Below are 23167 nucleotides of genomic sequence, written 5' to 3'. Positions count from 1 at the left end.
TGCAGCGACTGATGAGGGGTTGTTATGAGTGAATACGAAGAACAGCAGCCCGAGGCGGACCCGCGCCAGGAGAAGTTTGTGGTCGACGCGAGTCTGCTTACCGACGACCAGCTCGAAGGGCTGGCGGAGGAGTACTGCACTCGGTATCACGGGCTGAACGACACTGAAAACCCTCTTGCAGAGCGAGGCAGGGTACTGGCTGCGATCAGCCGGGGAGAGCTGGTCGTCTGGTTTGATCCGGTTGAGAATACAGCGGGGCTTGGTACGCCCCCCTGATCTGATTGGCGAGATTAATTTTCGCACTCCACAATGTTTTGTCCGGCTTACCTATCCTGTCGATTGTGTAACCGTTACAATTGGGCCTGTTTTTTTCTACCTGCCGGCGAGGTGAGTTTTGATCAGGATACTCGTTGTTGATGACCACGAGTTGGTTCGCTCCGGTATTACCCGAATGTTGGCTGACAATCCTGACATCGACGTGATTGGTCAGGCATCTTCCGGAGAGGATGCCATCGAGTTCGTGCGTAAAGAGCGCCCGGACATCGTTTTGATGGACATTCGCATGCCCGGTATCGGGGGGCTTGAGGCTACGCGTCGTATCTTGCGACTGGACGATTCCATTCGCGTCATCGTGGTGACGGCCTGCGCAGATGATCCCTATCCAGCGAGGGTAATGCAGAGTGGTGCGTCCGCTTATATAACGAAAGGCGCCGACATCCAGGAAATGGTGCGAGCCATTCGTAAAGCCCACTCCGGGCAGCGTTACATCAGCCCCGAAATCGCTCAGAAAATGGCACTGAAAACCCTGGGTGGCGATCTGGACGAAGGCGGAGAACTGTCGAGATTTGAGCGCTTGTCCGAGCGGGAGATGCAAATCGCGATGATGGTTGTGGACTGCCAGAAAGTTCAGGACATCTCCGACAAACTGTGCCTGAGCCCGAAAACCGTCAACAGCTACCGCTATCGGATTTTTGAGAAACTGGAGATTTCCAGTGATGTTGAGTTGGCACTGATGGCCGTAAGGCTTGGATTACTGGATGCCGACAAAGTCTGAACCTCTGGAGCCCACCGGGGAGTTCGACAGCAAAAACTTCCTGAAACAACTTACAGAGCGTGCCGGTGTCTATCGAATGTACGATAGCTCCGGGGCGATTCTTTATGTCGGAAAGGCCCGTAATCTTAAAAATCGGGTTGGCAGCTACTTCCGCAAAACCGGCCTGGCACCCAAAACCGAAGCGCTGGTCAGCAAAATCGAATCCATCGAAGTGACCATTACCGGCAGCGAAACCGAAGCGTTGCTGCTGGAACAGAACCTGATCAAATCCCTTCGGCCGCCGTATAATATTCTTCTTCGGGATGATAAATCCTACCCCTATATCTATCTGTCTTCCCATAGCGACTATCCATCGCTCACATTCCGGCGTGGTCGCACGAAAAAAGGCGGGGGCACCTGGTTTGGCCCATTTCCAAGCTCAGGAGCGGTCAAGGAAACTCTTAATGTTTTGCAGAAGGTATTCCGGATAAGATCTTGTAGTGAAAGCTATTTCCGGAACAGGAATCGTCCCTGCCTGCAATATCAGATCAACCGCTGCACAGCGCCTTGCGTGGAATACATAAGCCCGGATGAGTATCAGCAGGACATCCGCCGTGCCACCATGTTTCTCGAGGGCAAGAATCCAGCCATCATCCATGATTTGATGAACGCCATGGAAAAGGCTGCCTCACAACTTGAATTTGAAAAGGCGGCGACGTACCGGGATCAGGTGAACCACCTGCGCCACGTGCAGGAACAGCAGTCGGTCGACGGTGAGGGCGGCGATGCCGATGTCATTGCCATCGCTCAGGACGCGGGCGTGGTCTGTGTGGTGGTGATCATCGTGCGCGGTGGCCGGGTGCTGGGCACCAAGGATTACTTTCCGAGGTTCTCACTGGAGCAATCAGAAGGCGAGTTGCTGGCCGCTTTTCTGGGGCAATATTACTTCGGCGGCGATACTCGCCGGGAAATCCCCAAGGATATTCTGGTGCCAGTTGCCGTTGAGGGTCAGGCATTGCTTGCGGAAGCACTCAGTGAAGCGGCCAATCGTGAAACCCGGATTCGAGGTAACGTACGCGGTGAGCGGCGTCGTTGGCTGGAGTTGGCCATGACCAATGCCCGGCAAACCTTGCTGACACACCTCGCGAGCAAGGAAACGGTTTATCGCCGGCTGCTTGCCCTGCGGGACTTGCTTGAACTGGCTGAAACCCCCGCCCGTATGGAGTGTTTTGATATCAGCCACAGCCATGGGGAAAATACCGTCGCATCCTGTGTGGTTTTCGACGAGAATGGCCCTCTGAAGAGTGATTATCGGCTATATAACATTGAGGGTGTAACAGGCGGAGACGACTATGCCGCCATGCGCCAGGTACTGACCCGGCGCTATCGTCGCCTGGTCAACGGCGAGGGTAAAAAGCCGAATCTGGTGTTTATCGATGGCGGAAAGGGCCAGTTAAATATCGCCCGGGAAGTGTTCGAGGAACTCGGAATTTCTGATATACCGTTGATCGGTGTAGCGAAAGGCGTCACCCGACGGGCCGGTATGGAGCAGTTGATCGATGCCATGACCGATGATGTGTTCCGGGTACCGGCGGATTCACCGGCTTTGCACCTGATACAACACATACGGGATGAGTCGCACCGCTTTGCCATCACCGGGCACCGGGCACGAAGAGACAAGCAGCGCCGGCAGTCCACGCTGGAAGGTATTGAGGGCGTCGGGCCAAAACGTCGGCGGGAGCTGATACGCTACTTCGGCGGCATTCAGGGTATACGAAAAGCCAGCGTTGACGAAATTGCCAAGGTGCAAGGCATCAGCAAAGCACTGGCTGAATCCATTTACGCAGCTCTGCACAACGAATAGGAACACCATGAATTTACCGAATGTTATTACCCTGTCTCGTATCGTGATGATCCCGGTATTCGTGGTGGTTTTCTATCTGCCTATGGAGTGGAGCTACATGGTCAGTGCGGCCATCTTCGCGCTGGCGGGTATAACCGACTGGCTGGATGGGTATCTCGCGCGAAAACTCAACCAGAGTACGCCGTTTGGCGCCTTTCTGGATCCGGTAGCGGACAAGCTGATGGTCGCGGTGGCACTGGCGGTGCTGATTGAAGGCTACGCTGCCGTACTTCTGACCATTCCGGCAACCATCATCATTGGCCGGGAAATCGTTATCTCAGCGTTGCGAGAATGGATGGCCGAGATTGGCAGCCGGGCCAGCGTGGCGGTTTCTTATATTGGCAAGATCAAAACGACCGCGCAGATTGCCGCCATTGTTGGGCTGTTGGCGTTTCCTCCCGGAAATTTCTGGGCTTATGTCGCTATTGGCCTTTTGTACATCGCGGCCGCTCTTACCCTGTGGTCCATGTTTCTTTACCTCAGTGCGGCCTGGGGCGATCTATTTCCCAAGGCTGAAAGCCGTCAGGGCGAGGTGTAGTTCTCCTTCCGTTCGCGCGAAGGCGTAGGCGTTCGGCGCGTACTGGAGATGCCGTTAGCATCATAACCGGCCTTCTGACTGGCGATTTCATCGAGCGCTTTGGCATGCCCGGGCCCAGCGGGTAAGCTCGCTGGCCACCGTATTGCCGGCACGGGAGAACGCCTGCACCACAGAATCAAGGTCGGTTCCTGCTGCGGGCTCCTGAACGTTCCAACTTCGGAGGCAAAGGCTTTGTCCGTTCCGGACGCTCACCAATTCAGCGTGCAACTCGAACTCAACCCACCCGTTGGTGCCATTGTATTGGATATGAAATGCCGACAACTCTGTGAGTAACGTGAGGTCTGAGGTGGCGGGGCTGGTTTCAATAACCACGTTACGAAATGCCCGGCTGTCACGCAGGTGCCTGGCCAGGTGGTCCCGAATAACCACCGGTGTGCTGTCACGCCAGCGCGCCTGATGGAAGGCCTGGAATTCGTAAGGCGTCGGTTTCAATAGAATAGTGGCGCTGTCCAGCGGGTCAGACGCCAAAGGTGTATCAACCCGGATATTGGCGGATAGCGGCTGGTTAAACGGCGATTCGGTAACGGGTGGCGCCAGATCCATTACCCGCGGTGGTTCAGGCCGGGGCAGCACCGTGCAGGCCGCCATTGAAACGGCGACCATCAGTGTGGTCAGCCGGATAATACCGGTGCTCATTCCTCAAACTCCTTCATGGTTGCGCCGCCCCAGAGCGTGCCGGCTGGGTCTTGCTCCAGCCTGCGGGTAAATGAATTCAGGTTGCGCAGGGTGCTCCGCAGTTCGCGCAGCGCTGGTGTTAACTGGGAAAAGCCCTGGATGCCGGCATCCAGCGCATGCTCATTGTCGCCGGTGAGCTGGTTGAGCCGCTCCAGCGACGGTTGCAGGGTCGTCAGGGCATTATCCATGGCGGTCAGCACTGGGGTCACTCTGTCATTCAACACCAGGCGAGCATTATCGGACACTCTGGACACTTTGATTGCAGCTTCTTCCGCACGCACGGCCGCGCGATCGAATTGAGCGAGCAGTTCAACCAGTGTTTCCCGGTTAGCGAGCAGAGACTCACTGGCGTCCCGGGTGTTGTTGAGAATGGCGGAGACATTGTCGACGTTTTCGTTGGCCAGCAACCGGTTCATGTTGGTCAAGAGCTGCTCGGCCTTGGTTAACATGGCTTCGCCGTTATTCAGCAGGTTGCTGAGCGTGGAAGGTTCGGCGGTGATCAGGGGAGGGTTGTCGCGCTCTCCGTTAAGTACAGGACTTTCGGGCGTGCCACCGGTGAACTGAATGCTCATGCTGCCAGTAATATTGGCCAGAACCAGCCCCGCCCGGGTGTCCTGGCGCACGGGGATCTCCTGATCAACACGCACCAATACCCGCACATGGGCCGGGTTGTCGGGGGCCAGTGTGAGGTCCAGCACATCGCCGACCGGTATGCCGCTGTAAAGGACTGGATTGCCTTTGGATAGGCCGCTGACCGGGTGGTCAAAGCCGATCTGATAATAGCTCCACTCCCGGTCTGCAGAGGACTTGCCCAGCCACAAAGCAAACAGCAGCGCTGAACCGACGGCTACCAGGGTGAAAAGTCCGATGACTACGTGGTGGGCCTTTGGCTCCATTAACGGGGCTCCTGTTGTGTCAGCCTGTGCTTGGCCACAATGGCCGCTCGCCCGCGGGGGCCGTGGAAATATTCCTGAACCCAGGCGTCGCTCGTTTGCGCAACCTGATCAAGCGTATCCGCCACCAGCACTTTTTGCTGGGATAAAACCGCCACCCTGTCACAGGTAGTGTAGAGGGTATCCAGATCATGGGTGACAAGAAAGACCGTCAGCCCCAGCGCGTCGCTGAGCGTTACAATCAACTCATCGAAGGCGGCGGCGCCGATCGGGTCCAGCCCGGCGGTGGGTTCATCAAGAAACAGAATTTCGGGGTCCAGGGCCAGGGCTCTTGCCAGGGCGGCCCGCTTTATCATGCCGCCGGATAACTCCGCTGGATATTTCAGTGCGGCATCGGGTGGCAGGCCTGTTAGCCCGAGCTTCATTCTGGACAATTCCTCGGCATCAGAACGGCTCAGCCCTGCGTGTTCAATTAACGGCAGTGATATGTTCTGGACGAGATTAAGCGAGGTGAACAGGGCGCCGCCCTGGAACAGAACGCCAAATCGTTGCTCATACAAGGAACGCTCCGGTCCGGAAAGTTCGGTGAGGTCGACATCAAACACACGGATATGCCCGGCAGAGGGCTTGTTCAATCCCACAATACTGCGAAGCAGCACGGACTTTCCGGTGCCCGAGCCGCCTACCACACCCAAAATTTCGCCGGTGTACAAATCCAGATCGAGACCGTCGTGAACAACATGGGCGCCAAAGCGGTTGCTCAGCCCGCGCACCTCGATAACGGGTGTTTTCTGCTGTCTTGGATGATGCTCGGCCATAGGGAGTTACCAGCCCATTTCCATAAAAAACAGCGCCGCGACGGAATCCAGCAATATCACCATAAAGATCGACTGAACCACGCTGGATGTGGTGTGTTCGCCTACGGATTGTGCACTACCGGCGACTTTGAAGCCTTCAAGGCAGCCAATCACGGCAATCAGGAAGGCGAAAACCGGGGCTTTGCCAATACCGACCAGAAAGTGCTTCAGCGCGATATCACGCTCAACAATGGCCATGAACTGGCTGGGTGGTATGTCGAGCACGAGCGCGCAGACCACAGCACCGCCGACCATGCCGGAAATCATGCCGATGAACGTGAGCACCGGCAGGCTAAGCATCATCGCCAGTACCCGGGGCACCACCAGTAACTCAACGGGATTAAGGCCGAGTGTGCGAATGGCATCCAGCTCTTCGTTGACCTTCATGGCCCCGATTTGTGCGGTAAATGAACTGGCTGTGCGCCCGGCCAGCAGGATGGCTGCCAGCAGGACACCAAACTCCCGCAGAAACGAAAACGCCACCAGGTTAACGGTGTAAATAGTGGCGCCAAAATCCTCGAGCACGGTCGCACCAAGAAACGCAACAACGGCACCCACGAGAAACGTCAGCAGAGCAACAATCGGCAGGGCATTCAGCCCCGTGTCGTGAACGGCAGCCACGAACGGCGTAAATCGCCACCGCCCGGGGCGTGGCAGGATGTAAAACAAGGTAGCCAGTGTTTCGCCTATAAACCCTGATAGCTGCCAGGTGAGCCGGGAGATTGACGTTACCTTCTGCCCGACATCGGCAAGGAAGCCCGCTACCGGGTTTATCTTTGGTGGCTGGAACTGCCCTTCTGGGACGGCAGCCGCGACGGCGTCCAGCAAGGCTTTTTGTTCTTCGGCGAGATCTGCACTGTCCAGCGCCTGAACCAGAGCAGTACTTCCGGCCAGCTTCGCGATCAGGGAGGCACCGGCGGTGTCGATATGGCCAAGGCAGTCTAAGTCCAGGGTCGGGTTGGACGGTGACTTTCCGTGGAGACCTCTGATCAACTGGTTAAGCGAACCATAGTGGCGTAACGTCCAGTCGCCACTGATCACCAGAGCAGCGCCTTCAATTTTAACGCTGCCGGGCAACTGGTCAGATGATGGAGAGCTGAGTCCGGAACGGATTGCCACTGAGTCAAAGAATCCCTGTAATAATTCTCTGCAAGCTTAAAGATTCCAGTGGTGGTCTGCCAGTATCTTTCGGTCTTCTTCATCATGGCTGGCGAGAACCAGCGTCACACCCCGGGCTTTCTCTTCCAGTAACAGGGCTCTCATGTTGTGTTTTACCTCCGGGTCCAGCCCGGTCATGGGTTCATCCAGAAGCAAGAGCGGTTTGCGGCGCAGTATGGCCCTGACCAGAGCCACCCGCTGGCGTTGGCCGCCGGAGAGGTCCCCGGGCATAGGGCTGCCGAACCCGGGCAGGCCGCTTCGCAGAAGGCCCTCATCAATCAGGTGTCTCTGATCCTGAGTTAGCTTTAACCCCGGGTGCAGCCCCAGCCCGATATTGGTTGCAACGTCCAGATGCTCGAACAGGTTGTGCTCCTGGAACACGCTGGTTATCGGCCGCTGCCAGGGTTCAAGTTGTTCGAGGGGGCGACCGCTCAACTGAATCGTTCCGGACTCTTGTTGCAGAAAGCCGGCGATAAGATTAAGCAGGGTTGTTTTGCCTGAACCGCTGGCGCCGCGAATGGCGATGCATTGGCCTGGAAGCACTGAGAAATGGAACTCCCAAGCTGCTTCCTGACCGGGGTAGCGAAAGCGCAGATGCTTTACCTCAAGCATGTTCGGGCTCCGGGAATGGCTGGCGAACGGTTTTATATCTATGGTGCGCCGGTGGACGGCCAATCACCGAAAGGAGGCCGAAGATCACCACCATGAGGAGCAATAGCCACAAGCCGGTTCCTGCTGCGTCTGACATTCGGTAACTGCCCAGTTGTTGGTACAGCAGAACTGGCAGGGTGGGTTGCCCGGGGCTTCCAAACAATGCAATAACACCAAAATCACCCATCGAGAGCGCAATGCCATAGGCCAGAGCCAGCGCCAGCGGGCGCCGCATCAAGGGCCAGTAGACCCGGTGCCAGCGATACCAGCCAATTACGCCTAGCTGGTCGGCCACACGGCGGGAATGAGTGTCTAGCCTGGCCAGCGGTCCACGCAACACCTGAATCACGAAGGGTAAGGCCATCAGGCCGTTAATGAGTGAGACCAAAGTCCAACCCTGGGCGTTATTTCCTAGACCTGGCCTCAGCAGCAGAAACAGCCCTGTGCCAAGCACCAAGGGGGGCACGATCAACGGCAAATAACTGGTTGATGTCGGAATGGCGGTTAAAAGACGGCCACGGGCTTTACTGACTGAAGCCAGGGTGAGTAATGCACCTGAAACCGCGCCAAGCCCGGCGGGCAGTGCAATCAGCAAGCTTCGGCCTGTCGCTGAAAGTAATTGCTCGTAGGGCGAGCTGTGACCGGTAAAGGTCAGTAGGGAGGGGAGTCCGCGGCTGGCAATGGCGAGGATGGGGAGCACTAAAAACAGTGCAAAGGCAGCCAGCAGAAGGGTTGAGAACCACAACTGACCAGGCCAGGCCTTGAGCTGAACGCCCTGAACAAAATGACGATTGGGCATAAGAGAGTATTCAAGGCGCTGGCGGAAAACCAGCCACCAGAGTCCGCCGCAGATGACCAGCTGGATCACCGCCAATACCGCTGCTTGGGGAAAGTCGAACTCAAATCTCAATGCCTGGTAAATGGCCACCTCAAGGGTGGTTGCAGCAGGCCCGCCGCCGAGTGTCATGATGATGGCAAAACTGGTAAAGCAGAGCGTGAACACCAGTGCGCATAGCCCGGGGAGCAGGGGCCGCAGAGCCGGCCACTCAACGGAACGCCAGGCCCACCAACCCCGAAGCCCCAGTTGCGAGGCAATACGAAGCCTTGGTGACGGCACCGATTCAAGCGCTTGCAGCATGATTCTTGCCGCAAGTGGCGCATTGAAGAAAACGTGAGCCAGTAGAATTCCGTTGAGCCCATACAGGCTCCAGCTGTGCCCGGGCAGCCAGTTATTCAGCAGAGCGGTGACCCAGCCTTGCCGGCCGTAAACACCAATGATGCCGGAAACCGCCACAATGGTTGGCAGTACCAGGCTCAACTCCATGAGCCTGAGCATCAGACTTCTGCCCGGAAATTGGCGATATCTCGCCAGTGTGCGGGCGACCGGAAGGGCCACCAGAAGCGTTAACAGCACGGAAAGCAGCGCCTGCCAAACGGTGAACCAGATAACCCCGCGCAAGTAACGGCTGTTAACTACGGAAGCAACATCTGCGCTGCCGGCGGTTACCAGCATGCTCCCGAGCCCAAAGGCCACCAGGATCAGGAGCCCCAGGCCAAGCAGCAGGCCAGGCACCAATTGCCACCCGGGATGGCTCAGTGGAGCGGAGTAACGGTTGGCAAGCATGGGATCAGCGTGTCAGTGCGTTCAGCCAGTCATCCACCAGCTTGCGGCGCATGCCAGCGACCTCTGACGGAGGCATATAGAACGCATGATCAGGCGTTATCAGGCGATCAAAGACCTCGGGCAACTCATCGCCAAGATCAATGGCCGGGTACATCACGTTCTTCAGAGGAATGTGGCGCTGAAAATCCGGAGTCAGCATGAAATCGAGGAAGTCCCGTGCCAGTAACTTGTTATCCGAGGGCGCCACCAGCGCAGCAACCTCTACCTGAAGATAATGACCTTCTTCAAACTCGACAGCCTGGTAGCGGTCGGTTTCATCAACCGCCATGTGATACGCCGGTGATGTGCTGTAGGAGAGGATCATCGGTGCTTCGCCGTTCATGAACAGCGAAAAGTAGCCATCGCTCCAGCTCTGGGTAGTGGCGAGTATCTTCGTACTCAGTGCCTGCCATTTTGCCGGGGCTTCATCTCCATAAACCGAGTGCATCCATAGCAACAAGCCAAGCCCGGGCGTGCTCGTTCTAGGATCCTGAATAATGATTTTCAAGTCTTCCGGAGCGTTTATCAGGGCTTCCAGACTGGTGGGTGGCTCTGCCAGTTGCTCGGTGTCGTAAACGAAAGCAAAGTAGCCCCAGTCGTACGGCACAAAGTATTTGTCGGTCCAGCCGATGGGCAATGCCAGTGCATCGAGTGCCTGGTCGTGTTTGCCGATCAGCCCGGTTTGACGGGCGGTTTCCATCGTCGCGGTATCCAGGCCAAGCACGACATCGGCATTGGTGGACTCGCCTTCCAGGCGCAACCGCTGCAGGATATCACCGCCACTGTCCAGAACGGTGTACGCAAGGGTGCAGCCACATTGGGCCTCAAACGCCTGCTTTACGGCTGGGCCGGGGCCCCAGTCGGCCGCGAAAGAAGGGTGGGTATAGACGTTGAGCACAGGCGCGTCGGCAGCTCTGGCGGTGAGCGGTGTTACCAAAGCCAATAGCAGAAGAGACAAGCGGTAATACATGATGCGGCATCCTGTACAAATGGGTAGCAACCATGCCGCGGCAAACGCTTTGCGTAGCGTTCCTCAATCCCTTCGCCGGCATTATCCGTGTCAGGTTCCGCGGGTGTGGTCTCAGCCCCAATCAAGGGCACCCCGTTGAGTTGAAGCGATTCTAGCATGCACTCAGCTTTGTAGTAATGCGCAGGAAGTGTAGTGGAAAGGTTAAAAAATGTACGGAATGACCGAAGTCTCAAAATTCGCTGTTAGAATGAGGCATATTTTCAGCCAGCTACACGACACTCTTCATATTCGAGGTAATGTGCGAATGCTCAAGCACAGCAAACAACGCACTTTTTTAATGTTATCCGGCCTGGTTCTTTCTCTGGCCTTTTCCTTTCAAACAAACGCGCAATCCTTCGACAATCAGCTTCATGACCAGTTGGCCAGTTCCGCCCCAAAACTGAATCCCGACGTGCTGGATGCGGCGTTCAAAGCAACTCAGTGCGCGGTGAACAATGGTGTGGCGATGCCGGAGCGCCTGGCAGTGATCGACTTTTCATTGCCGTCCAGCGAGCAGCGCATGTGGATTTTTGACCTAGAGCAGGGCCGCTTGCTCCTGAAAGATCTGGTCGCCCACGGCAAGAATTCCGGAAACCTGGAAGCCAGTGAGTTCTCAAATATAGAAGGTAGTCACCAGTCCAGTATTGGCCTGTTCAAAGCCAGCGAGAGTTATCGCGGAATGCACGGCTATTCGTTACGCCTGGATGGCCTTGAGCCGGGCATCAATGACCTGGCTCGCCAGAGGGCGATTGTCATTCACGGGGCAGATTACGTGAGCCCGAGCTGGGTTGCAGACTATGGCCGAATTGGTCGCAGCCACGGCTGCCCGGCTGTAGATCAAAAAGTGATCCAGTCTGTGGTTGATAACCTGAAAGGCGGCCAGCTGGTTTTCAAGTACTACCCGGACCAGAAGTGGCTGCAAACATCCAGCTTTCTGAACTGTGATACCCCCTCGCAACTGGCCGAAGCCAGTGCTTCAACACAGGGTAACTCCTGAGTTGAGACCGACCCTTTACGAATCCCGGGTTGAGAAGCGAAGGTTATGCTTCTCAACCAGTTTCGCCGGAGGCGAGCTCTGGGTGTAATCCCGGAACGGTTCCTTGTTCATCATCCGCTTTAACCCTTCCAAGGTACGAATCGGTGCATCCGTTGCCACGATATTGGCTATCCAGGCGGGTATCAATCCACCTGGATTCATGTGGGTGGTGAAGGTGATTCGTGTCCAGCCATCGGCCAGTGGCTCTACATAGAAACTGTTGTCCAGCATGGGAATGCGCACATAGTCGGATTGTTCCGGCGCAGCGCTCTGCCGCCCGGTGGACTGAACCGTCACCGGTCCATTTGGATACTCCTGCAAAAACACGGATTTCATCACCAGGTCTCGGTCTGAAGCAGGCCAGACACCGTCAAACATCATCCACAACAGGCGTTCCCCATCGGCGGTATAGTGATAACGGGCCTTCTGGCAGTTGTAGATCCACTGCTGGCACAGTGATATGTCATCGATAACCGACAGTGCTGCCACCATGGAGTGGGGTGTTTCGACTACGCCCCGGAATTGTTTGATGGGTGTATCTGAAACAGAACGAACGTAGGTGGTGATGTCACCCCTGACGTCGCCTTGTAGCTCGACCTTCCATTCCGATGCCAGGGCGGAAGTGCCGAGTATGAGGGCAAGTGCCGCGAAACCGATCCGTGAGATGCCATAAGTGCGCATAGTGAGTGCCTTGACGATGACCGAATTGTGCAGCTCGTCATTCTGCGAGAAGTGTTGGTGCCGATCCAAGGCGCAGTTCACTGATTGGGTACACTGTCCTCAAATGACAGGGTGATGGCTTGGCTAAAAAACATCCAGATTGCCTACAAAAACAGAAACTTGAAAAAAAGGTGTTGACGACTCCGGCGTAATCCGTAGAATACGCAGCCGTTGATGAGGCAACGCCTCTGAACGAAGAGCGGGAATAGCTCAGTTGGTAGAGCACAACCTTGCCAAGGTTGGGGTCGCGAGTTCGAATCTCGTTTCCCGCTCCATTTCCAAGTCTCTCAATGCCTCCTGAGAGCAAAAGCCAGATCAAGGCTTACCCGGCGCGGTGGCAGAGTGGTTATGCAGCGGACTGCAACTCCGTGTACGCCGGTTCGATTCCGACCCGCGCCTCCATTTTTACCCTTAAGATCAGTGTGTTACGTTGATTGGTTTTTGCCAATTTTGAGTGAGAAAAAACTGCGACAACGAGTTCCTGACCTCTGGTTCCTTCCAAGGTAATTTCTTCGTCGAACACGTGTCATCCGTACCAGTCAAAAATCTCCTCCACACCACGTTTTGTGACCGGGAGGTTGATTTTGGTCACTCCGAGATTCTGCAATAGTTGGAATGTGTCAAAGTGCGGCCTAACACGTAACCGGCTGCTACGCCGACCAGTGCCGACACCGGCCCGATCAAGCCTCCTACCAAGCCACCAACAAACATCAGTACCACCCTTTTCATACAGACTCCTCCCGCCTTCCTGGCAGCTGCATTAGTTCGAGTATAGAACACTGTACCCAATGATGGGTTGACCCACACGTATTGTCTCGCCAAAATACTGTATATTCAAACAGTGTCTGGTGTAAAGCATGTCCTGCATTCTGCTTGGTGACTTTGAGTCCTTCTCTCGCCTGAACATTCCGATGTTTCTGGAACGGGGCTCGGCTGGCTTCCCATCGCCGGCGGAGGACTACGTTGAAACAACCATCGATCTGAACGAGCTGTGCATCCAGCATCCTGCGGCCACGTTCTTCGTGCGTGTTCATGGAGAGTCCATGATCGAGGCTGGCATCTATCCCGGTGATGTCCTGGTGGACTGGTCGCTGAAGGGCAAGCACGGAAAAATCATCCGCTCACTCAAGCGGGGAGGGCAGGCCGGATTTGATCCAGTGTCTGGCTGGAAGAGCTGTGCGCCCGGGCCTTTGAAGTCTTCATTGAAGATAGCCAGCCGCGTAATCGATTTCTGGTGAGCGGAACCGTTCACTCTGATGAAGCCAAGGCGGGTCTGGACCCGCAGGGCGATCATCGCCAGCGTATACGGCCTGCTGGGATGACTTGCCAAAGGTTCGCTGAAAACATTGAGTAGCTGAGAACCTTATAAATTGCATGTGCCAAACTGGCATACAAAGTTGATTAAGGTATTTGCGTGTGCCAATATGGCATACGTAGATTGAGTCCGTCGAATCACTTTTTATCAAGGACGAGGGTTTTCTTGGGTTCCAGTCGAGCCTATCCCACCATCGGTGAAGAATATGATGAACACACAAGGTAAAGACACTCGCCTGGTCGCCCGTGTCGATGAAGAAACGCAGAGACTTATTGCTCATGCAGCAGAGTTAACGGGCCGCAGCTTGAGTCAGTTTCTGATCTACGCTGCAAAGAAAGAAGCACAAGAGGCCGAGCGTCAGGCGCTACAAATCCAGGTTTCCCGGCAGAGTGCTGACCGTATGCTGGAGCTGCTGGATAACCCCGAGCCGATTAACCCAAAGCTTCGGGAAGCTGCACTCAACCACAGGAAGTTGGCTGGTGACTTTAAGAACCGCAGAAATCAGTAAAAAGCACAATCGGCGAAAATTTGACTGCGGTAAGCCTGCACTCAACGAGTTCTTAAAGAAAATTGCCCGGCAAAGCAGCCAGAAGATGGCGACACGGACTTATGTACTGATTGAAGATGAGGGCGACCCGACGGAGATCCTGGGTTATTACACTCTTCTTCCAAGCACCCTTGTCTTCCCCCAGGGGCATCCCCTGCAAAAGCGGTTTCCGTCGGATCCGCCGGTTTACCGGCTGGCACGGCTTGCAGTTGATAACTCTGTGAAAGGGTATGGATTAGGAGCATATCTGCTGGTCGAGTGCCTGAGACAGGTTGTTGATGCGTCGATTTCAGTTGGAGGTATCGGCTGTGCGGTAGATGCCAAAGACGACGACTCAAAAAGATTCTACGAAAAGTTCGGGTTCGTCGCTATTGATCCCGTTGAGGGTGATGCTTTAGCTCTTTGGCTGCCTTTTGAACAATGTCTGGAAGCAGTCGAACTCTCACAGACAAGTGGACGGTAGTCGGGTTCTGCCGCGTTACTGCGGATCTTTCTAAGCAAGAGGCGGAATTTCTCCCGGGGGAAGTGTTGGACTATCGGCCTGAACGTTCGCTTTTGTCATAAAGGTTACTCGCATGGGGCTGAGCCGCCGAACTCGGTTGGCCTCATACAGAAGAACCTGTCTTTGGAATAAGATAACTCATGGTTGTTGCAATCTGGCGTGATATCGACGACAAGGACACTTATTTTTTCTCCACTTTTCGGATATTCAATATAGTAATCGCACCCTTTGCCATCCTGCTCTTGGAACGTGTGTTGTAGCACGTTGTTGTATTGATCTTTAACAATTAAAGAAGGGCAGCCTTCACCTTTGCTTTTAATGTGAATACTTTCATCCGAACGTTCGACGTTATGAAATAACGGTATGAAAAACGGTGCGATTAATTGATGCGAAGATTCTATGGCTCTATATGCGTTTATTTCTCCTATAGAGCAATTAACACTGCTCACTGATTGCTGGGCGTATCTTTCCTCACTTGGATTCCAGTAGATACCATACTTGTAGTCTGTACAACCAGTTAAAAAGAGGACGCCAGCAAGGAGTATGCCTAAACGCATTTGGATTTGCCCCAGTTCTTCTTTGATGTCAATTTGAGCGGGAAATTGCTCCTAACGTAGTTCAGGCAACTGTAACTGCTCAGAGCTTTCTTTTTTATGATAGCTAACCTTTGAACTTACGATATGCCCAGGCTTCCAATTGGTCAGCTTTCCAATACCCAACGGTGCCAATAGTCAGTAGCAACAATACAAATCCACCGTAACCGAGGAGGGCAGCTGTCATGTTCATAGTGACTCCGTATTTATTCATACCGTTGGATAATCTTACCGCTCTCTATAGGTCGGATGCGAGGATATCTCCTTCATTGGATTCAATCGGCTGAGACCGTTGATGCTATTTTTGAAACCAATGCCCAAATCATCACGATTCGACTATAAGAACTGCGAGTCTCAACAACTGGCGGCGCATCCCAGACTCCCCGGATGACGATATGTTGATCCATGCCGGCGACAGCCTGGGTCAAGGTACCTACCCCGGGGCTGTCACAGACTACTGATCAGGAACTACGCCGCAGGCGACACGAGCGCCGCCACCGCCAAGGGGGAGGGGCTCATCGGAATAGTTGTCGCTACCCTCATGGATAACCAGGGCGCGCCCCCTGAAATCAGCTAGTTGAACCCGGTGTGCGAGATACGTCTGCTCAGACTCCCCACGTTGGCCGGCATGAAGTCGGGGCAGGTCGCCCAGATGGCCGCCAGTATCGAATGGCCCTTTATGGGCGCCGGTTTTTTCAGGGTCGTAATGTCCTCCTGCGGCACCCGCCGGGGTCTTCTTTCCATCCTTTGAGGTCACGCCACAGTCGGGGTTTTCATGCAGGTGAAAGCCATGGGGCCCGGGGCCGAGGTCTGTCAGGTTGGATACAATCGTGACCCCCTGTTCATTCTCCTGCAGAGTAATCGTTCCGATCAGGTTGCCCTGACCCTCGACGGACGCCTTGTGCATGTTCACCTCAATGCTCTCATTAGCCTGAGACATCGGGGTAGCCAGTAGCATGGCGGAAGCCGCGAGGCTTAAGAGGCTCGGTTTTGCGTAACTCATTTCGTTCTCCTTTAATATGCTCTCCCGATAGCAATCCTAGTCAAAAAAACTGGACGCTGTTGGTCAGGAGCGAAACCTACTAGAAATTAATGTTTGGGAAAGGCAGCCCGCCCCGATGCTCCGAAGATTTTTGGCGCCCGAAGTCCATCCTCAAAAAGAGTGCACGGATACCGAGAGGGCTTCGCTTGAAAAGTGACAAAACCCAGGAAGGATTTTATGTCTGCAGAGTGATAGCCTGACGCCGAGGCCGCAAGAACAGCCGATTGGGATCAATTCAACCCTAGGATTAAAACTAAGGAGCAACCATGAAACTCATTGGATCCACGACGTCGCCTTATGTGCGGCGCATTCGCCTTCTGTTGGATGACGAACCCTACGAGTTCATCAATCTCAATATCTACGGTGAAGGCCGCGATGAGCTTCGACGCAATAATCCCACTCTGAAAATTCCGGTACTGATCGATGACGGGCAGGAAATCTACGATTCGCGAACCATCGCCCGCTACCTCCTTGAAAATCAGAACCGTGAACCCCTTACCTGGGATCAGGAAAACCAGCTGACGTTGATCGATGGTGCCAATGACTCAGCTGTGATCATGCTGCTCTCTGAACGTTCCGGTATCGACACAGGCCAGGATGCAATGTTCTACAACCTGCAGCGGGAACGCATCATGACTACGTTGAGAACGCTTTCAGCGATGGTGGATGAAGGACAGTTTGAACCTTGGAACTATCCTGCAATCTGCCTTTACTGCCTCGTGGACTGGCTTGATTTCCGCGATCTGGTGGACTTCACCGGCGTGGAGAGTCTGGTGGCGTTTCGTGACAGACACCGTCAGGCCCCTCAGGCTGCTGAAACGGATCCTCGCGAGGCCTAAGCATTGGTTGGGTGCTCCAGAAGTTTTGGCAGCTCATGAGCGGTTAGCGGCTTCGCGTACAGAAATCCTTGTGCTAAATCGCAGCCAAGATGCTTTACCAGCCGCTCCTGTTCAGTGGTTTCCACGCCTTCGACCACCACAATTAACCCAAGCTGGTGGCCGACGGTAATGATGGCTTGCATGATGGCCATGTCACTCTCGTTTTCCATGGCGTATTGCAGGAAGCTTCGGTCAATCTTGAGGCTGCAAACCGGCAACCGCCTCAGATAAACGAGCGACGAATAGCCCGTGCCAAAGTCGTCGATTGAGATATGTACGCCAGCTTGCTTCAGTTTTTCCAGTTGCCCCATCTGCTCGTCATCACCCCCAATCACTTCATTTTCGGTAAGTTCGACTCCCAATTGGGACGGGTGCAGGCCGAAGTTATTCAAGGTTTGCAGTATGTGATCTGCTAAGTGCTGGTTCACCAGCTGCTTTCCAGATAGGTTTATGTCTACCCGGATATGTTCAAGTGGTGTGCCTTGCCAGGCCTTCAGCTGTTTGCAGGCCGCTTCGATCACCCAGTCGCCGATGCGATTGATCAGTCCTGATTTTTCCGCTACAGGAATGAATACACCAGGAGGAACGGCGAGGGAACCTTTGTCAAAGCAGCGTAACAGTGCTTCGCATGATCGGATGTTTCCGGTTTTCAGATCTATTTGCGGCTGAAAGTACAGCTGTAAGTCCTCGTTTTCGAGGGACCTTCGGAGGAGCGCGGTTACATCCTGGTAGTGGACCAGTTGGTCGTTGATGTCTGAGGTGTAGAAGCAAATAGAGTTCTTGCCCCGTTCTTTTGCCTTGTACATGGCCGCGTCGGCATTGCCCATCAGCTCTGTTACGGTCGCACCGTCATCAGGAAACAGGCTGATGCCAAAACTTGCCGTTATCGGGTAACAAACGCCGTCCAGTAGAAATCCATGATCAAGTACCTTGATCAGGCGCTGAAGGAGCTCGTGGATGCCCTCAGGGCCCTCGAAATCAAACAACAGCAACACAAACTCATCACCACCAAATCGGCTCAGTAGATCACTACGACGAAGTTCTGATTTCAATCCCGAGGCAACAGCCCGCAGGAGGTCGTCGCCATAATGGTGCCCGAGGGTGTCGTTGATCAGCTTGAAATTGTCCAGATCAATAAACACCACGGCCACTTGACCAGCCGGATGCCGTGCAGTTTCTGCAAGGCGGACCGATAGTTCAGCCTCCATCAACCTTCTGTTGGGAAGTTCGGTCAGATCATCAAAACTGGCCATTCTGCGCAGTTTTTCTTTATCCTTTTTCTGCTCTTCCAGGCTGATATCAATGCAGAACATTTCACATTCACCAGTGTCCTGCTTGATCATGACATGGCTGGAGTAGACGGGAACAAGGTGGCCGTTCTTGTGCCTGAGCTCAATTTCCTCTGCGGGGATGCTAATGCCGTGATCCAGCCAATTCCGGTGCGCGGCTATGACGTCTTCACGCATAAAATCCGGGATGATCAAATCTTCCAGTAACTGGCCTTGCGCTTCCTCGCGGGTGTAGCCGTACAGACGCCTGCTGGCCTCATTCCAATAGATGACCCGGCGTTGCTTGTTGTAGCCCTGAACCGCCACCAATGGCAGGTTTTCGATCAGCTCGTAGAAATTCTGGACACTCTGGCTGGCATTCACTGCGCCTCCCGGTACCTTCTCAGAAACAGACGAAAAAGAGTGGCACTTTCCGTGTGTGTCCGAAAAGTATAGGAGCCGTTGTCCTGATTTCCCAATGTCAGCCAGAGTGCGCTTACAAATGGCTTACCAGCTACATGCCTATCGATCTGAAACTATTTGGGTTAGGCTTTCACCTGAATGCCGCTGAAGTCGTTCGGTAATCTTGAGAACTCAAAAGCAAGGAGCTTGGAACATGAGTATGAAAGACACCTACATCAAGAAACTTCGCGCCAAACTGGATGAATGGAACGCTGAGATCGACAAGCTGAAGGCAAAGGCTGACTCGAAGGAGGCCGACGTTCAACAGGACTATTACAGGCAGATCGATGAATTGAAATCGATGCGTGATGATGCCAGGAAAAAACTCGATGAGCTGAGCGAAGCGGGTGATGACGCCTGGGATGATTTAAAAGCGGGTGTCGAAAGTGCGTGGGACTCGTTCACCGATTCAGTCAGATCGGCGACCTCCCGTTTCAAATAGGTTTTGAGTGTACAGCCAATCATAAGGTGCTGATTCACTTAATGTCAGGAAAGGCACCATGAAAACTATACCCTTTGACGCCTTGGCTTGCCCGCTGGACGGAATGCCCCTCCAGCGGGAAGCGGCAGCGTGGCGGTGTGCTAGTGGCCACAATTTCGATGTTGCCCGTCAAGGTTATGTTCATCTACTGCCCGTGCAGAAAAAGCGGTCACTGGACCCTGGTGACAGCAAAGAGATGGTGGCGGCGCGTCAACGTTTTCTGGCCGCCGGCTTTTACCAACCGATTGCCGATGCAGTTGGAAGAGCCGTTCTGGACGGTGTTCCAGAGGGTGCTACGTTGAACTGTCTGGATGCTGGATGCGGGGAAGGGTATTACCTGCGCCAGTTGGCCGCGTCGGCAGATGACGATCTTGCCATGGCTCTGGTCGGTCTTGATATTTCAAAGTGGGCAGTATTGGCTGCGGCCCGCCAGGATAGGCGGCCGAATTGGGTGGTGGGCAGTAATGCCAACCTTCCGGTATTGCCGAATTCCCTCGACCGGATTCTGTGTCTGTTCGGGTTCCCCGTTTATCCTGAGTTTGCCCGGGTACTTCGGCCTGGCGGCCGGTTGCTGCAGGTCGATGCGGGGCAGGATCATTTAAGAGAGTTGCGGGAAGTTATCTACCCTGAAGTCAGGGCGGAATCAAAGAAAGTGGATCAGGCGCCGGAAGGCTTTCGCCGCGTTCGGACAGAAGATCTGCGCTTTTCACTGCACCTGGCGGGTGGGGAATCGATTGCTGATCTGCTCGCCATGACGCCCCACCTCTACCGGGCGAGTCCGGAGGGCAGGGCTCGGGCGGCAGCCCTGGAATCCATGTCTCTCACGGTCGATGTTTGCTTGCATACCTTTGAGCGTAATACCTCGTCCGGTTGACCGGTGCCGGCCTAGACAGAGGCGATTTCTGCGCGGGTCAGCGGGCGATACTGCCCGGGTTGCAGCACCGGGTCCAGATGAATGTTCCCCATACTCTCCCGGTGCAGTGAGGTTATGCGGTTGCCTACCGCATGGAACATTCGTTTTACCTGGTGGTACCGACCTTCATATATCGTCACCCTTGCGCGGCGCTCGCCCAGTTCTTCGATGTGGGCGGGGGATGTTCTGAGCTGCTCATATTCGAACCAGATTCCCTGTTCGAAGCGCTGATGGGCTTCCGCTGTAATGGCTGATTCGGTGGTGACCTGATAGACCTTGGGCGTCTTGATCCTGGGTTCCGTGAGTCGTCGGGACCAGTTGCCATCGTTGGTGAGAATCAAGAGCCCAGTACTGGCACGGTCGAGCCGGCCGCCAATGTGCAGGCCATCCTGCAATTCGGGATCAAACAGCTCGAGTACAGTAGGGTGTGTTTTGTCCAGAGTGGCGCTCAGATAACCTGCGGGTTTGTTGAGCATCAGGTAGCGAGCGGGATAGGGCGTCTGAACAGTTATGCCATCGACCACCACACCCGAGAACCGGTCGACTTCTTGCTGAGGTTCGCGACAAACGCGGCCGTCGACCATAACCCTGCCCGCTGCAATCAGCGCATTGGCACGCTGACGGCTGGTGCCGTTCCGGTTGCTGACAATGCGGGACAGTTTCATTGCTGAAAACGTTCTCTGTCGAGCCCGCGTTGTTCAGAGCGCGTTAAGAATGGTCTCAGCACTGCTTTTGTCGATACCCTGGGTGTCAATGTTCAGCAGCTCCACGGTGCCGTCATTGACGATCATGGCATAGCGTTGGCTGCGGATGCCGAGCTGAGCCGCCGTTCGATCCTGAGTGAGCTCCAATGCTTTGGCAAATTCGCCAAGACCATCCGCCAGCATGATGATTTCTTCAGCGTTCTGCGACTTTCCCCAGGCATCCATCACAAAGACGTCGTTGACCGAGGTGCAGATGATACTGTCGACGCCCTTGCGTTTGATCTCGTCAGCATGAACCACAAAGCCGGGCAGGTGGGTTTTGGAACAGCCCGGTGTGAAAGCGCCGGGAACAGCAAAAAGAACCACCTTTTTGCCGGCGAACAGGTCACCCGTATTCACTCTTTCAGGGCCGTTTTCGCCCATGACTTGCAGTTCGATCGCCGGTATTTTATCGCCTGTCTGAATCGCCATTCTTGTGAGTCTCCCTTGTGCTTCAGGCACCCGTGCCCTTGGCTTTGAGCCGATAGAATTCCTCGATGATGCTTGCCATTGTGTCCGGACAGTATTCGCGCAGGCTTCCCAGCACCAGCCGCTTGGCGACTTCTCCTACAATCTGGCCGGCAGACATCAGTTGATAATCGAGCGTAACGTTCCCGCGCTTGCCGGCCACTTCTAGATCGGCCTTGTTCAGTTCAAGCTCGGGCTGGGGGTTCTCCAGGTTGCTCAGCTCCAGGCTCATGCTTTCGTACATCACCATCGGGCGGTCCGGGTTGAACATAACACCGCGGGACTCCATTAATGGCTTGAGTGTGTGGGGAAAGTTCTTACCGGAGGCTGAAACGTAACAGCGGGTAAAGTCGACTATTGTCTTCTCGTCTGTGGTCCGCTCCCCGCTCCGGCTGACTTCCAGATACACTTTTCCCGATTCATCGCAGACTTCTACCGTGCCGTTTTCGGTTTCGCGAAACTCCAACGGTACTTCTGCTCCGAGCAGGTTTCGGAATCTGAACGTCATGTTGCTGGATAACCCGAAACGTGACAGGACCAAGGCAAAGAGCAGGTCGCCGGGAACACAGAATCGACGTGCGTCTGGGTCGTGGATCGGATTGAAATCCCCGGCCACTTCCTTTGCAAAAAGGCTGGCCTGGGGCGCAGTAATCAATACGCGCCCGTCTTGGGTGGAGTGAAAACGGTCTAGAAACATGTTCTGCCTTATCCGGATCGCAAAACTGAGCATGCGAAGCAGTGGTCGATGAACCCTGAAGCCTAATATAAGCCGTTCCTCAGCCGCAATGAGCGAAAGGGCTTAGGAAAGTGCTGCGAAGGGCGCCTGGGTGTTAGTCGTCGTCCTCTTCGGCATCCCGCAGGCGCTCTTGACGCTCCCGCTCTTCTTCTTTTGCGGCCTCGATGACTTCCATCAGTTCGTTAACATCGGCACTTTCGGTGTCGTGCTCGAAGCAGCCGGTGAGCTTGCTGTCGGGGTGCAGGTCGCCGGATTCGTAGAGCGCCCAGATTTCCTTGCCATAGTCAGTGGTCAGAAGGTCTGGAGCGAAACGGCCGAAATAGCGACGCATGTTGTCAACGTCCCGTTCGAGCATTTGTTCGGCGCTGTTGTTACCGGCCGCATTGACTGCCTGGGGCAGGTCGATGATCACAGGGCCGCTGGCATCGACCAGCACATTGAATTCTGAAAGGTCACCGTGGATCAGCCCCGCCGTAAGCATCAGCACCACATCCGCAATAACTTTGCCATAATAGGCCCGTGCCTGCTCCGGTGTCAGTGTGACATCGTCGAGCCTTGGTGCGGCTTTGCCTTCTTCATCGGCGATCATCTCCATTAACAGAACGCCGTCCACGAACCCGAAGGGCTCCGGTACTCGTACACCGGCCCGCGCCAGACGGTAAAGGGCATCTACCTCAGCGTTCAGTCAGGCATCTTCCTGTTCTTTTTGGCCGTAACGGGTTTTCTTGCTCATGGCACGAGCACGCCGTGTGTTGCGAACTTTGCGGCCTTCCTGATATTGCACCGCCTGCTTGAAGCTGCGATTCTTGGCTTCTTTGTAGACCTTGGCACAGCGCACGCTTTCACCACAGCGTACAACGAACACCTGAGCTTCCTTGCCGCTCATCAACTGATACAACACTTCGTCCACCATGCCGTCGTCGACAAGGGGCTGTAATCGTTTTGGAATCTTCATATAACGTTCGGTTGCCTGGTTCGTCTGGCCGGCAAATCATATTAGCCGGCATGTCTGAGCGTATACTA

General features: G+C 54.8%; 24 protein-coding genes, 2 tRNA genes, 2 pseudogenes and 1 riboswitch. Of the genes and pseudogenes, 14 read left to right on the top strand and 14 right to left on the bottom strand.

From position 1 onward, the window contains the following. Nucleotides 1–24: 24 nt before the first annotated feature. The 4 genes from QPL95_RS04035 to pgsA all read left to right on the top strand — a co-directional run bounded on the left by QPL95_RS04035 (nt 25) and on the right by pgsA (nt 3474). On the top strand, nt 25–276 hold the full coding sequence (locus QPL95_RS04035) for a hypothetical protein (RefSeq protein WP_303289702.1): 252 nt from the start codon (nt 25–27) through the stop codon (nt 274–276). 118 nt (nt 277–394) lie between these two features. Next, entirely contained in the window at nt 395–1054 is a 660-nt protein-coding gene (gene uvrY, locus QPL95_RS04030; RefSeq protein WP_303289701.1) for a UvrY/SirA/GacA family response regulator transcription factor, read from the top strand. Then, nucleotides 1038–2897, top strand: a complete 1860-nt coding sequence (uvrC, locus tag QPL95_RS04025) for an excinuclease ABC subunit UvrC (protein ID WP_303289700.1) — start codon at nt 1038–1040, stop codon at nt 2895–2897. The genes uvrY and uvrC overlap by 17 nt, the downstream gene beginning before the upstream one ends. Before the next feature lie 7 nt (nt 2898–2904). Further along, entirely contained in the window at nt 2905–3474 is a 570-nt protein-coding gene (gene pgsA, locus QPL95_RS04020; RefSeq protein WP_303289699.1) for a CDP-diacylglycerol--glycerol-3-phosphate 3-phosphatidyltransferase, read from the top strand. Between the two features lie 87 nt (nt 3475–3561). Here pgsA and QPL95_RS04015 read toward each other — a convergent pair whose 3' ends face one another. From QPL95_RS04015 to thiB, 7 genes are all read right to left on the bottom strand, one after another. Further along, a complete protein-coding gene (locus QPL95_RS04015) occupies nt 3562–4170 on the bottom strand; it encodes an ABC-type transport auxiliary lipoprotein family protein (protein ID WP_303289698.1) in 609 nt (202 codons plus the stop codon). After that, complete coding sequence (locus QPL95_RS04010; protein WP_303289697.1) at nt 4167–5105, bottom strand: MlaD family protein; 939 nt, start codon at nt 5103–5105, stop codon at nt 4167–4169. The genes QPL95_RS04015 and QPL95_RS04010 overlap by 4 nt, the downstream gene beginning before the upstream one ends. Next, nucleotides 5105–5920 carry an ABC transporter ATP-binding protein gene (locus QPL95_RS04005; protein WP_303289696.1) on the bottom strand — a complete coding sequence of 272 codons (816 nt, stop codon included), beginning with the start codon at nt 5918–5920 and terminating at the stop codon, nt 5105–5107. The genes QPL95_RS04010 and QPL95_RS04005 overlap by 1 nt, the downstream gene beginning before the upstream one ends. A 6-nt stretch (nt 5921–5926) precedes the next feature. Next, nucleotides 5927–7018: an ABC transporter permease gene (locus QPL95_RS04000; RefSeq protein WP_303289732.1), complete on the bottom strand. Its 1092-nt coding sequence runs from the start codon at nt 7016–7018 to the stop codon at nt 5927–5929. Between the two features lie 96 nt (nt 7019–7114). After that, the gene (locus QPL95_RS03995) at nt 7115–7729 is read right to left on the bottom strand and encodes an ATP-binding cassette domain-containing protein (RefSeq protein WP_303289695.1); all 615 of its coding nucleotides are present in this window, start codon (nt 7727–7729) and stop codon (nt 7115–7117) included. Further along, nucleotides 7722–9392, bottom strand: coding sequence for a thiamine/thiamine pyrophosphate ABC transporter permease (gene thiP / locus QPL95_RS03990; RefSeq protein WP_303289694.1), 1671 nt, complete (start codon nt 9390–9392; stop codon nt 7722–7724). The genes QPL95_RS03995 and thiP overlap by 8 nt, the downstream gene beginning before the upstream one ends. Before the next feature lie 4 nt (nt 9393–9396). Beyond that, the gene (gene thiB / locus QPL95_RS03985; protein ID WP_303289693.1) at nt 9397–10401 is read right to left on the bottom strand and encodes a thiamine ABC transporter substrate binding subunit; all 1005 of its coding nucleotides are present in this window, start codon (nt 10399–10401) and stop codon (nt 9397–9399) included. Nucleotides 10402–10451: 50 nt separating this feature from the next. Then, nucleotides 10452–10546, bottom strand: a riboswitch (TPP riboswitch). Nucleotides 10547–10705: 159 nt separating this feature from the next. On the opposite strand from thiB, the gene QPL95_RS03980 reads away from it, so the two are divergent. Beyond that, nucleotides 10706–11437 (top strand): murein L,D-transpeptidase catalytic domain family protein, encoded by a 732-nt coding sequence (locus QPL95_RS03980; RefSeq protein WP_303289692.1) that lies wholly within the window; start codon nt 10706–10708, stop codon nt 11435–11437. A 15-nt stretch (nt 11438–11452) separates the two neighbouring features. Here QPL95_RS03980 and QPL95_RS03975 read toward each other — a convergent pair whose 3' ends face one another. Beyond that, a complete protein-coding gene (locus QPL95_RS03975) occupies nt 11453–12226 on the bottom strand; it encodes an START domain-containing protein (RefSeq protein WP_303289691.1) in 774 nt (257 codons plus the stop codon). 169 nt (nt 12227–12395) lie between these two features. Here QPL95_RS03975 and QPL95_RS03970 point away from each other — a divergent pair. From QPL95_RS03970 to QPL95_RS03945, 6 genes and pseudogenes are all read left to right on the top strand, one after another. Continuing rightward, nucleotides 12396–12471, top strand: a tRNA-Gly gene (locus QPL95_RS03970). Nucleotides 12472–12524: 53 nt separating this feature from the next. Beyond that, nucleotides 12525–12598 (top strand) — tRNA-Cys (locus QPL95_RS03965). A 455-nt stretch (nt 12599–13053) separates the two neighbouring features. Further along, nucleotides 13054–13434 carry a S24 family peptidase gene (locus QPL95_RS03960; RefSeq protein ID WP_368389720.1) on the top strand — a complete coding sequence of 127 codons (381 nt, stop codon included), beginning with the start codon at nt 13054–13056 and terminating at the stop codon, nt 13432–13434. Further along, a pseudogene (locus QPL95_RS03955) lies at nt 13365–13550 on the top strand (LPD1 domain-containing protein); the annotation flags it as partial. The gene QPL95_RS03960 and the pseudogene QPL95_RS03955, both read left to right, overlap by 70 nt. Before the next feature lie 166 nt (nt 13551–13716). Continuing rightward, the gene (locus tag QPL95_RS03950; protein WP_058340583.1) at nt 13717–14019 is read left to right on the top strand and encodes a DUF1778 domain-containing protein; all 303 of its coding nucleotides are present in this window, start codon (nt 13717–13719) and stop codon (nt 14017–14019) included. Then, nucleotides 13991–14521 (top strand): GNAT family N-acetyltransferase, encoded by a 531-nt coding sequence (locus tag QPL95_RS03945; RefSeq protein WP_303289690.1) that lies wholly within the window; start codon nt 13991–13993, stop codon nt 14519–14521. The genes QPL95_RS03950 and QPL95_RS03945 overlap by 29 nt, the downstream gene beginning before the upstream one ends. Before the next feature lie 1086 nt (nt 14522–15607). Here the strand turns inward: QPL95_RS03945 and QPL95_RS03940 are convergent. Next, nucleotides 15608–16156, bottom strand: a complete 549-nt coding sequence (locus QPL95_RS03940) for a superoxide dismutase family protein (protein WP_303289689.1) — start codon at nt 16154–16156, stop codon at nt 15608–15610. A gap of 305 nt (nt 16157–16461) precedes the next feature. On the opposite strand from QPL95_RS03940, the gene QPL95_RS03935 reads away from it, so the two are divergent. Then, complete coding sequence (locus tag QPL95_RS03935) at nt 16462–17034, top strand: glutathione S-transferase family protein (protein ID WP_303289688.1); 573 nt, start codon at nt 16462–16464, stop codon at nt 17032–17034. Here QPL95_RS03935 and QPL95_RS03930 read toward each other — a convergent pair. Further along, nucleotides 17031–18725: a bifunctional diguanylate cyclase/phosphodiesterase gene (locus QPL95_RS03930; protein WP_303289687.1), complete on the bottom strand. Its 1695-nt coding sequence runs from the start codon at nt 18723–18725 to the stop codon at nt 17031–17033. The two genes, QPL95_RS03935 and QPL95_RS03930, sit on opposite strands and share 4 nt — an antisense overlap. 232 nt (nt 18726–18957) lie before the next feature. On the opposite strand from QPL95_RS03930, the gene QPL95_RS03925 reads away from it, so the two are divergent. Further along, complete coding sequence (locus tag QPL95_RS03925; RefSeq protein ID WP_303289686.1) at nt 18958–19245, top strand: hypothetical protein; 288 nt, start codon at nt 18958–18960, stop codon at nt 19243–19245. Nucleotides 19246–19303: 58 nt separating this feature from the next. Continuing rightward, nucleotides 19304–20158, top strand: a complete 855-nt coding sequence (locus QPL95_RS03920; protein ID WP_303289685.1) for a putative RNA methyltransferase — start codon at nt 19304–19306, stop codon at nt 20156–20158. 11 nt (nt 20159–20169) lie between these two features. Here the strand turns inward: QPL95_RS03920 and QPL95_RS03915 are convergent, their stop codons facing one another. The 4 genes and pseudogenes from QPL95_RS03915 to QPL95_RS03900 all read right to left on the bottom strand — a co-directional run bounded on the left by QPL95_RS03915 (nt 20170) and on the right by QPL95_RS03900 (nt 23099). Further along, on the bottom strand, nt 20170–20862 hold the full coding sequence (locus QPL95_RS03915) for a pseudouridine synthase (RefSeq protein ID WP_303289684.1): 693 nt from the start codon (nt 20860–20862) through the stop codon (nt 20170–20172). A 33-nt stretch (nt 20863–20895) separates the two neighbouring features. Further along, nucleotides 20896–21372, bottom strand: a complete 477-nt coding sequence (locus QPL95_RS03910) for a peroxiredoxin (RefSeq protein WP_303289683.1) — start codon at nt 21370–21372, stop codon at nt 20896–20898. Between the two features lie 22 nt (nt 21373–21394). After that, nucleotides 21395–22105 (bottom strand): DUF3581 family protein, encoded by a 711-nt coding sequence (locus QPL95_RS03905; protein ID WP_303289682.1) that lies wholly within the window; start codon nt 22103–22105, stop codon nt 21395–21397. A gap of 133 nt (nt 22106–22238) precedes the next feature. Then, nucleotides 22239–23099 (bottom strand): annotated as a pseudogene (locus QPL95_RS03900) (PA4780 family RIO1-like protein kinase). Nucleotides 23100–23167 lie beyond the last annotated feature (68 nt).

The organism is Marinobacter sp. SS5-14b, from assembly GCF_030541005.1.
Lineage (GTDB): Bacteria > Pseudomonadota > Gammaproteobacteria > Pseudomonadales > Oleiphilaceae > Marinobacter.
Note: the sequence above shows the minus strand (reverse complement) of the source record. Positions and strands in the feature narration are given on the sequence as shown.

Bases quoted from the DNA above. Each gene is read 5' to 3' on its own strand.
- QPL95_RS03980 (WP_303289692.1), top strand. From the start codon at position 10,706: ATGCTCAAGCACAGCAAACAACGCACTTTTTTAATGTTATCCGGCCTG.
- QPL95_RS03915 (WP_303289684.1), bottom strand. From the start codon at position 20,862: ATGAAACTGTCCCGCATTGTCAGCAACCGGAACGGCACCAGCCGTCAG.
- QPL95_RS04035 (WP_303289702.1), top strand. From the start codon at position 25: ATGAGTGAATACGAAGAACAGCAGCCCGAGGCGGACCCGCGCCAGGAG.
- QPL95_RS03935 (WP_303289688.1), top strand. From the start codon at position 16,462: ATGAAACTCATTGGATCCACGACGTCGCCTTATGTGCGGCGCATTCGC.
- QPL95_RS03995 (WP_303289695.1), bottom strand. From the start codon at position 7,729: ATGCTTGAGGTAAAGCATCTGCGCTTTCGCTACCCCGGTCAGGAAGCA.
- uvrC (WP_303289700.1), top strand. From the start codon at position 1,038: ATGCCGACAAAGTCTGAACCTCTGGAGCCCACCGGGGAGTTCGACAGC.
- QPL95_RS04015 (WP_303289698.1), bottom strand. From the start codon at position 4,170: ATGAGCACCGGTATTATCCGGCTGACCACACTGATGGTCGCCGTTTCA.
- QPL95_RS04005 (WP_303289696.1), bottom strand. From the start codon at position 5,920: ATGGCCGAGCATCATCCAAGACAGCAGAAAACACCCGTTATCGAGGTG.
- QPL95_RS03905 (WP_303289682.1), bottom strand. From the start codon at position 22,105: ATGTTTCTAGACCGTTTTCACTCCACCCAAGACGGGCGCGTATTGATT.
- pgsA (WP_303289699.1), top strand. From the start codon at position 2,905: ATGAATTTACCGAATGTTATTACCCTGTCTCGTATCGTGATGATCCCG.
- QPL95_RS03920 (WP_303289685.1), top strand. From the start codon at position 19,304: ATGAAAACTATACCCTTTGACGCCTTGGCTTGCCCGCTGGACGGAATG.
- thiB (WP_303289693.1), bottom strand. From the start codon at position 10,401: ATGTATTACCGCTTGTCTCTTCTGCTATTGGCTTTGGTAACACCGCTC.
- QPL95_RS03960 (WP_368389720.1), top strand. From the start codon at position 13,054: ATGTCCTGCATTCTGCTTGGTGACTTTGAGTCCTTCTCTCGCCTGAAC.
- QPL95_RS03940 (WP_303289689.1), bottom strand. From the start codon at position 16,156: ATGAGTTACGCAAAACCGAGCCTCTTAAGCCTCGCGGCTTCCGCCATG.
- thiP (WP_303289694.1), bottom strand. From the start codon at position 9,392: ATGCTTGCCAACCGTTACTCCGCTCCACTGAGCCATCCCGGGTGGCAA.
- QPL95_RS04010 (WP_303289697.1), bottom strand. From the start codon at position 5,105: ATGGAGCCAAAGGCCCACCACGTAGTCATCGGACTTTTCACCCTGGTA.
- QPL95_RS03910 (WP_303289683.1), bottom strand. From the start codon at position 21,372: ATGGCGATTCAGACAGGCGATAAAATACCGGCGATCGAACTGCAAGTC.
- QPL95_RS03950 (WP_058340583.1), top strand. From the start codon at position 13,717: ATGATGAACACACAAGGTAAAGACACTCGCCTGGTCGCCCGTGTCGAT.
- QPL95_RS03925 (WP_303289686.1), top strand. From the start codon at position 18,958: ATGAGTATGAAAGACACCTACATCAAGAAACTTCGCGCCAAACTGGAT.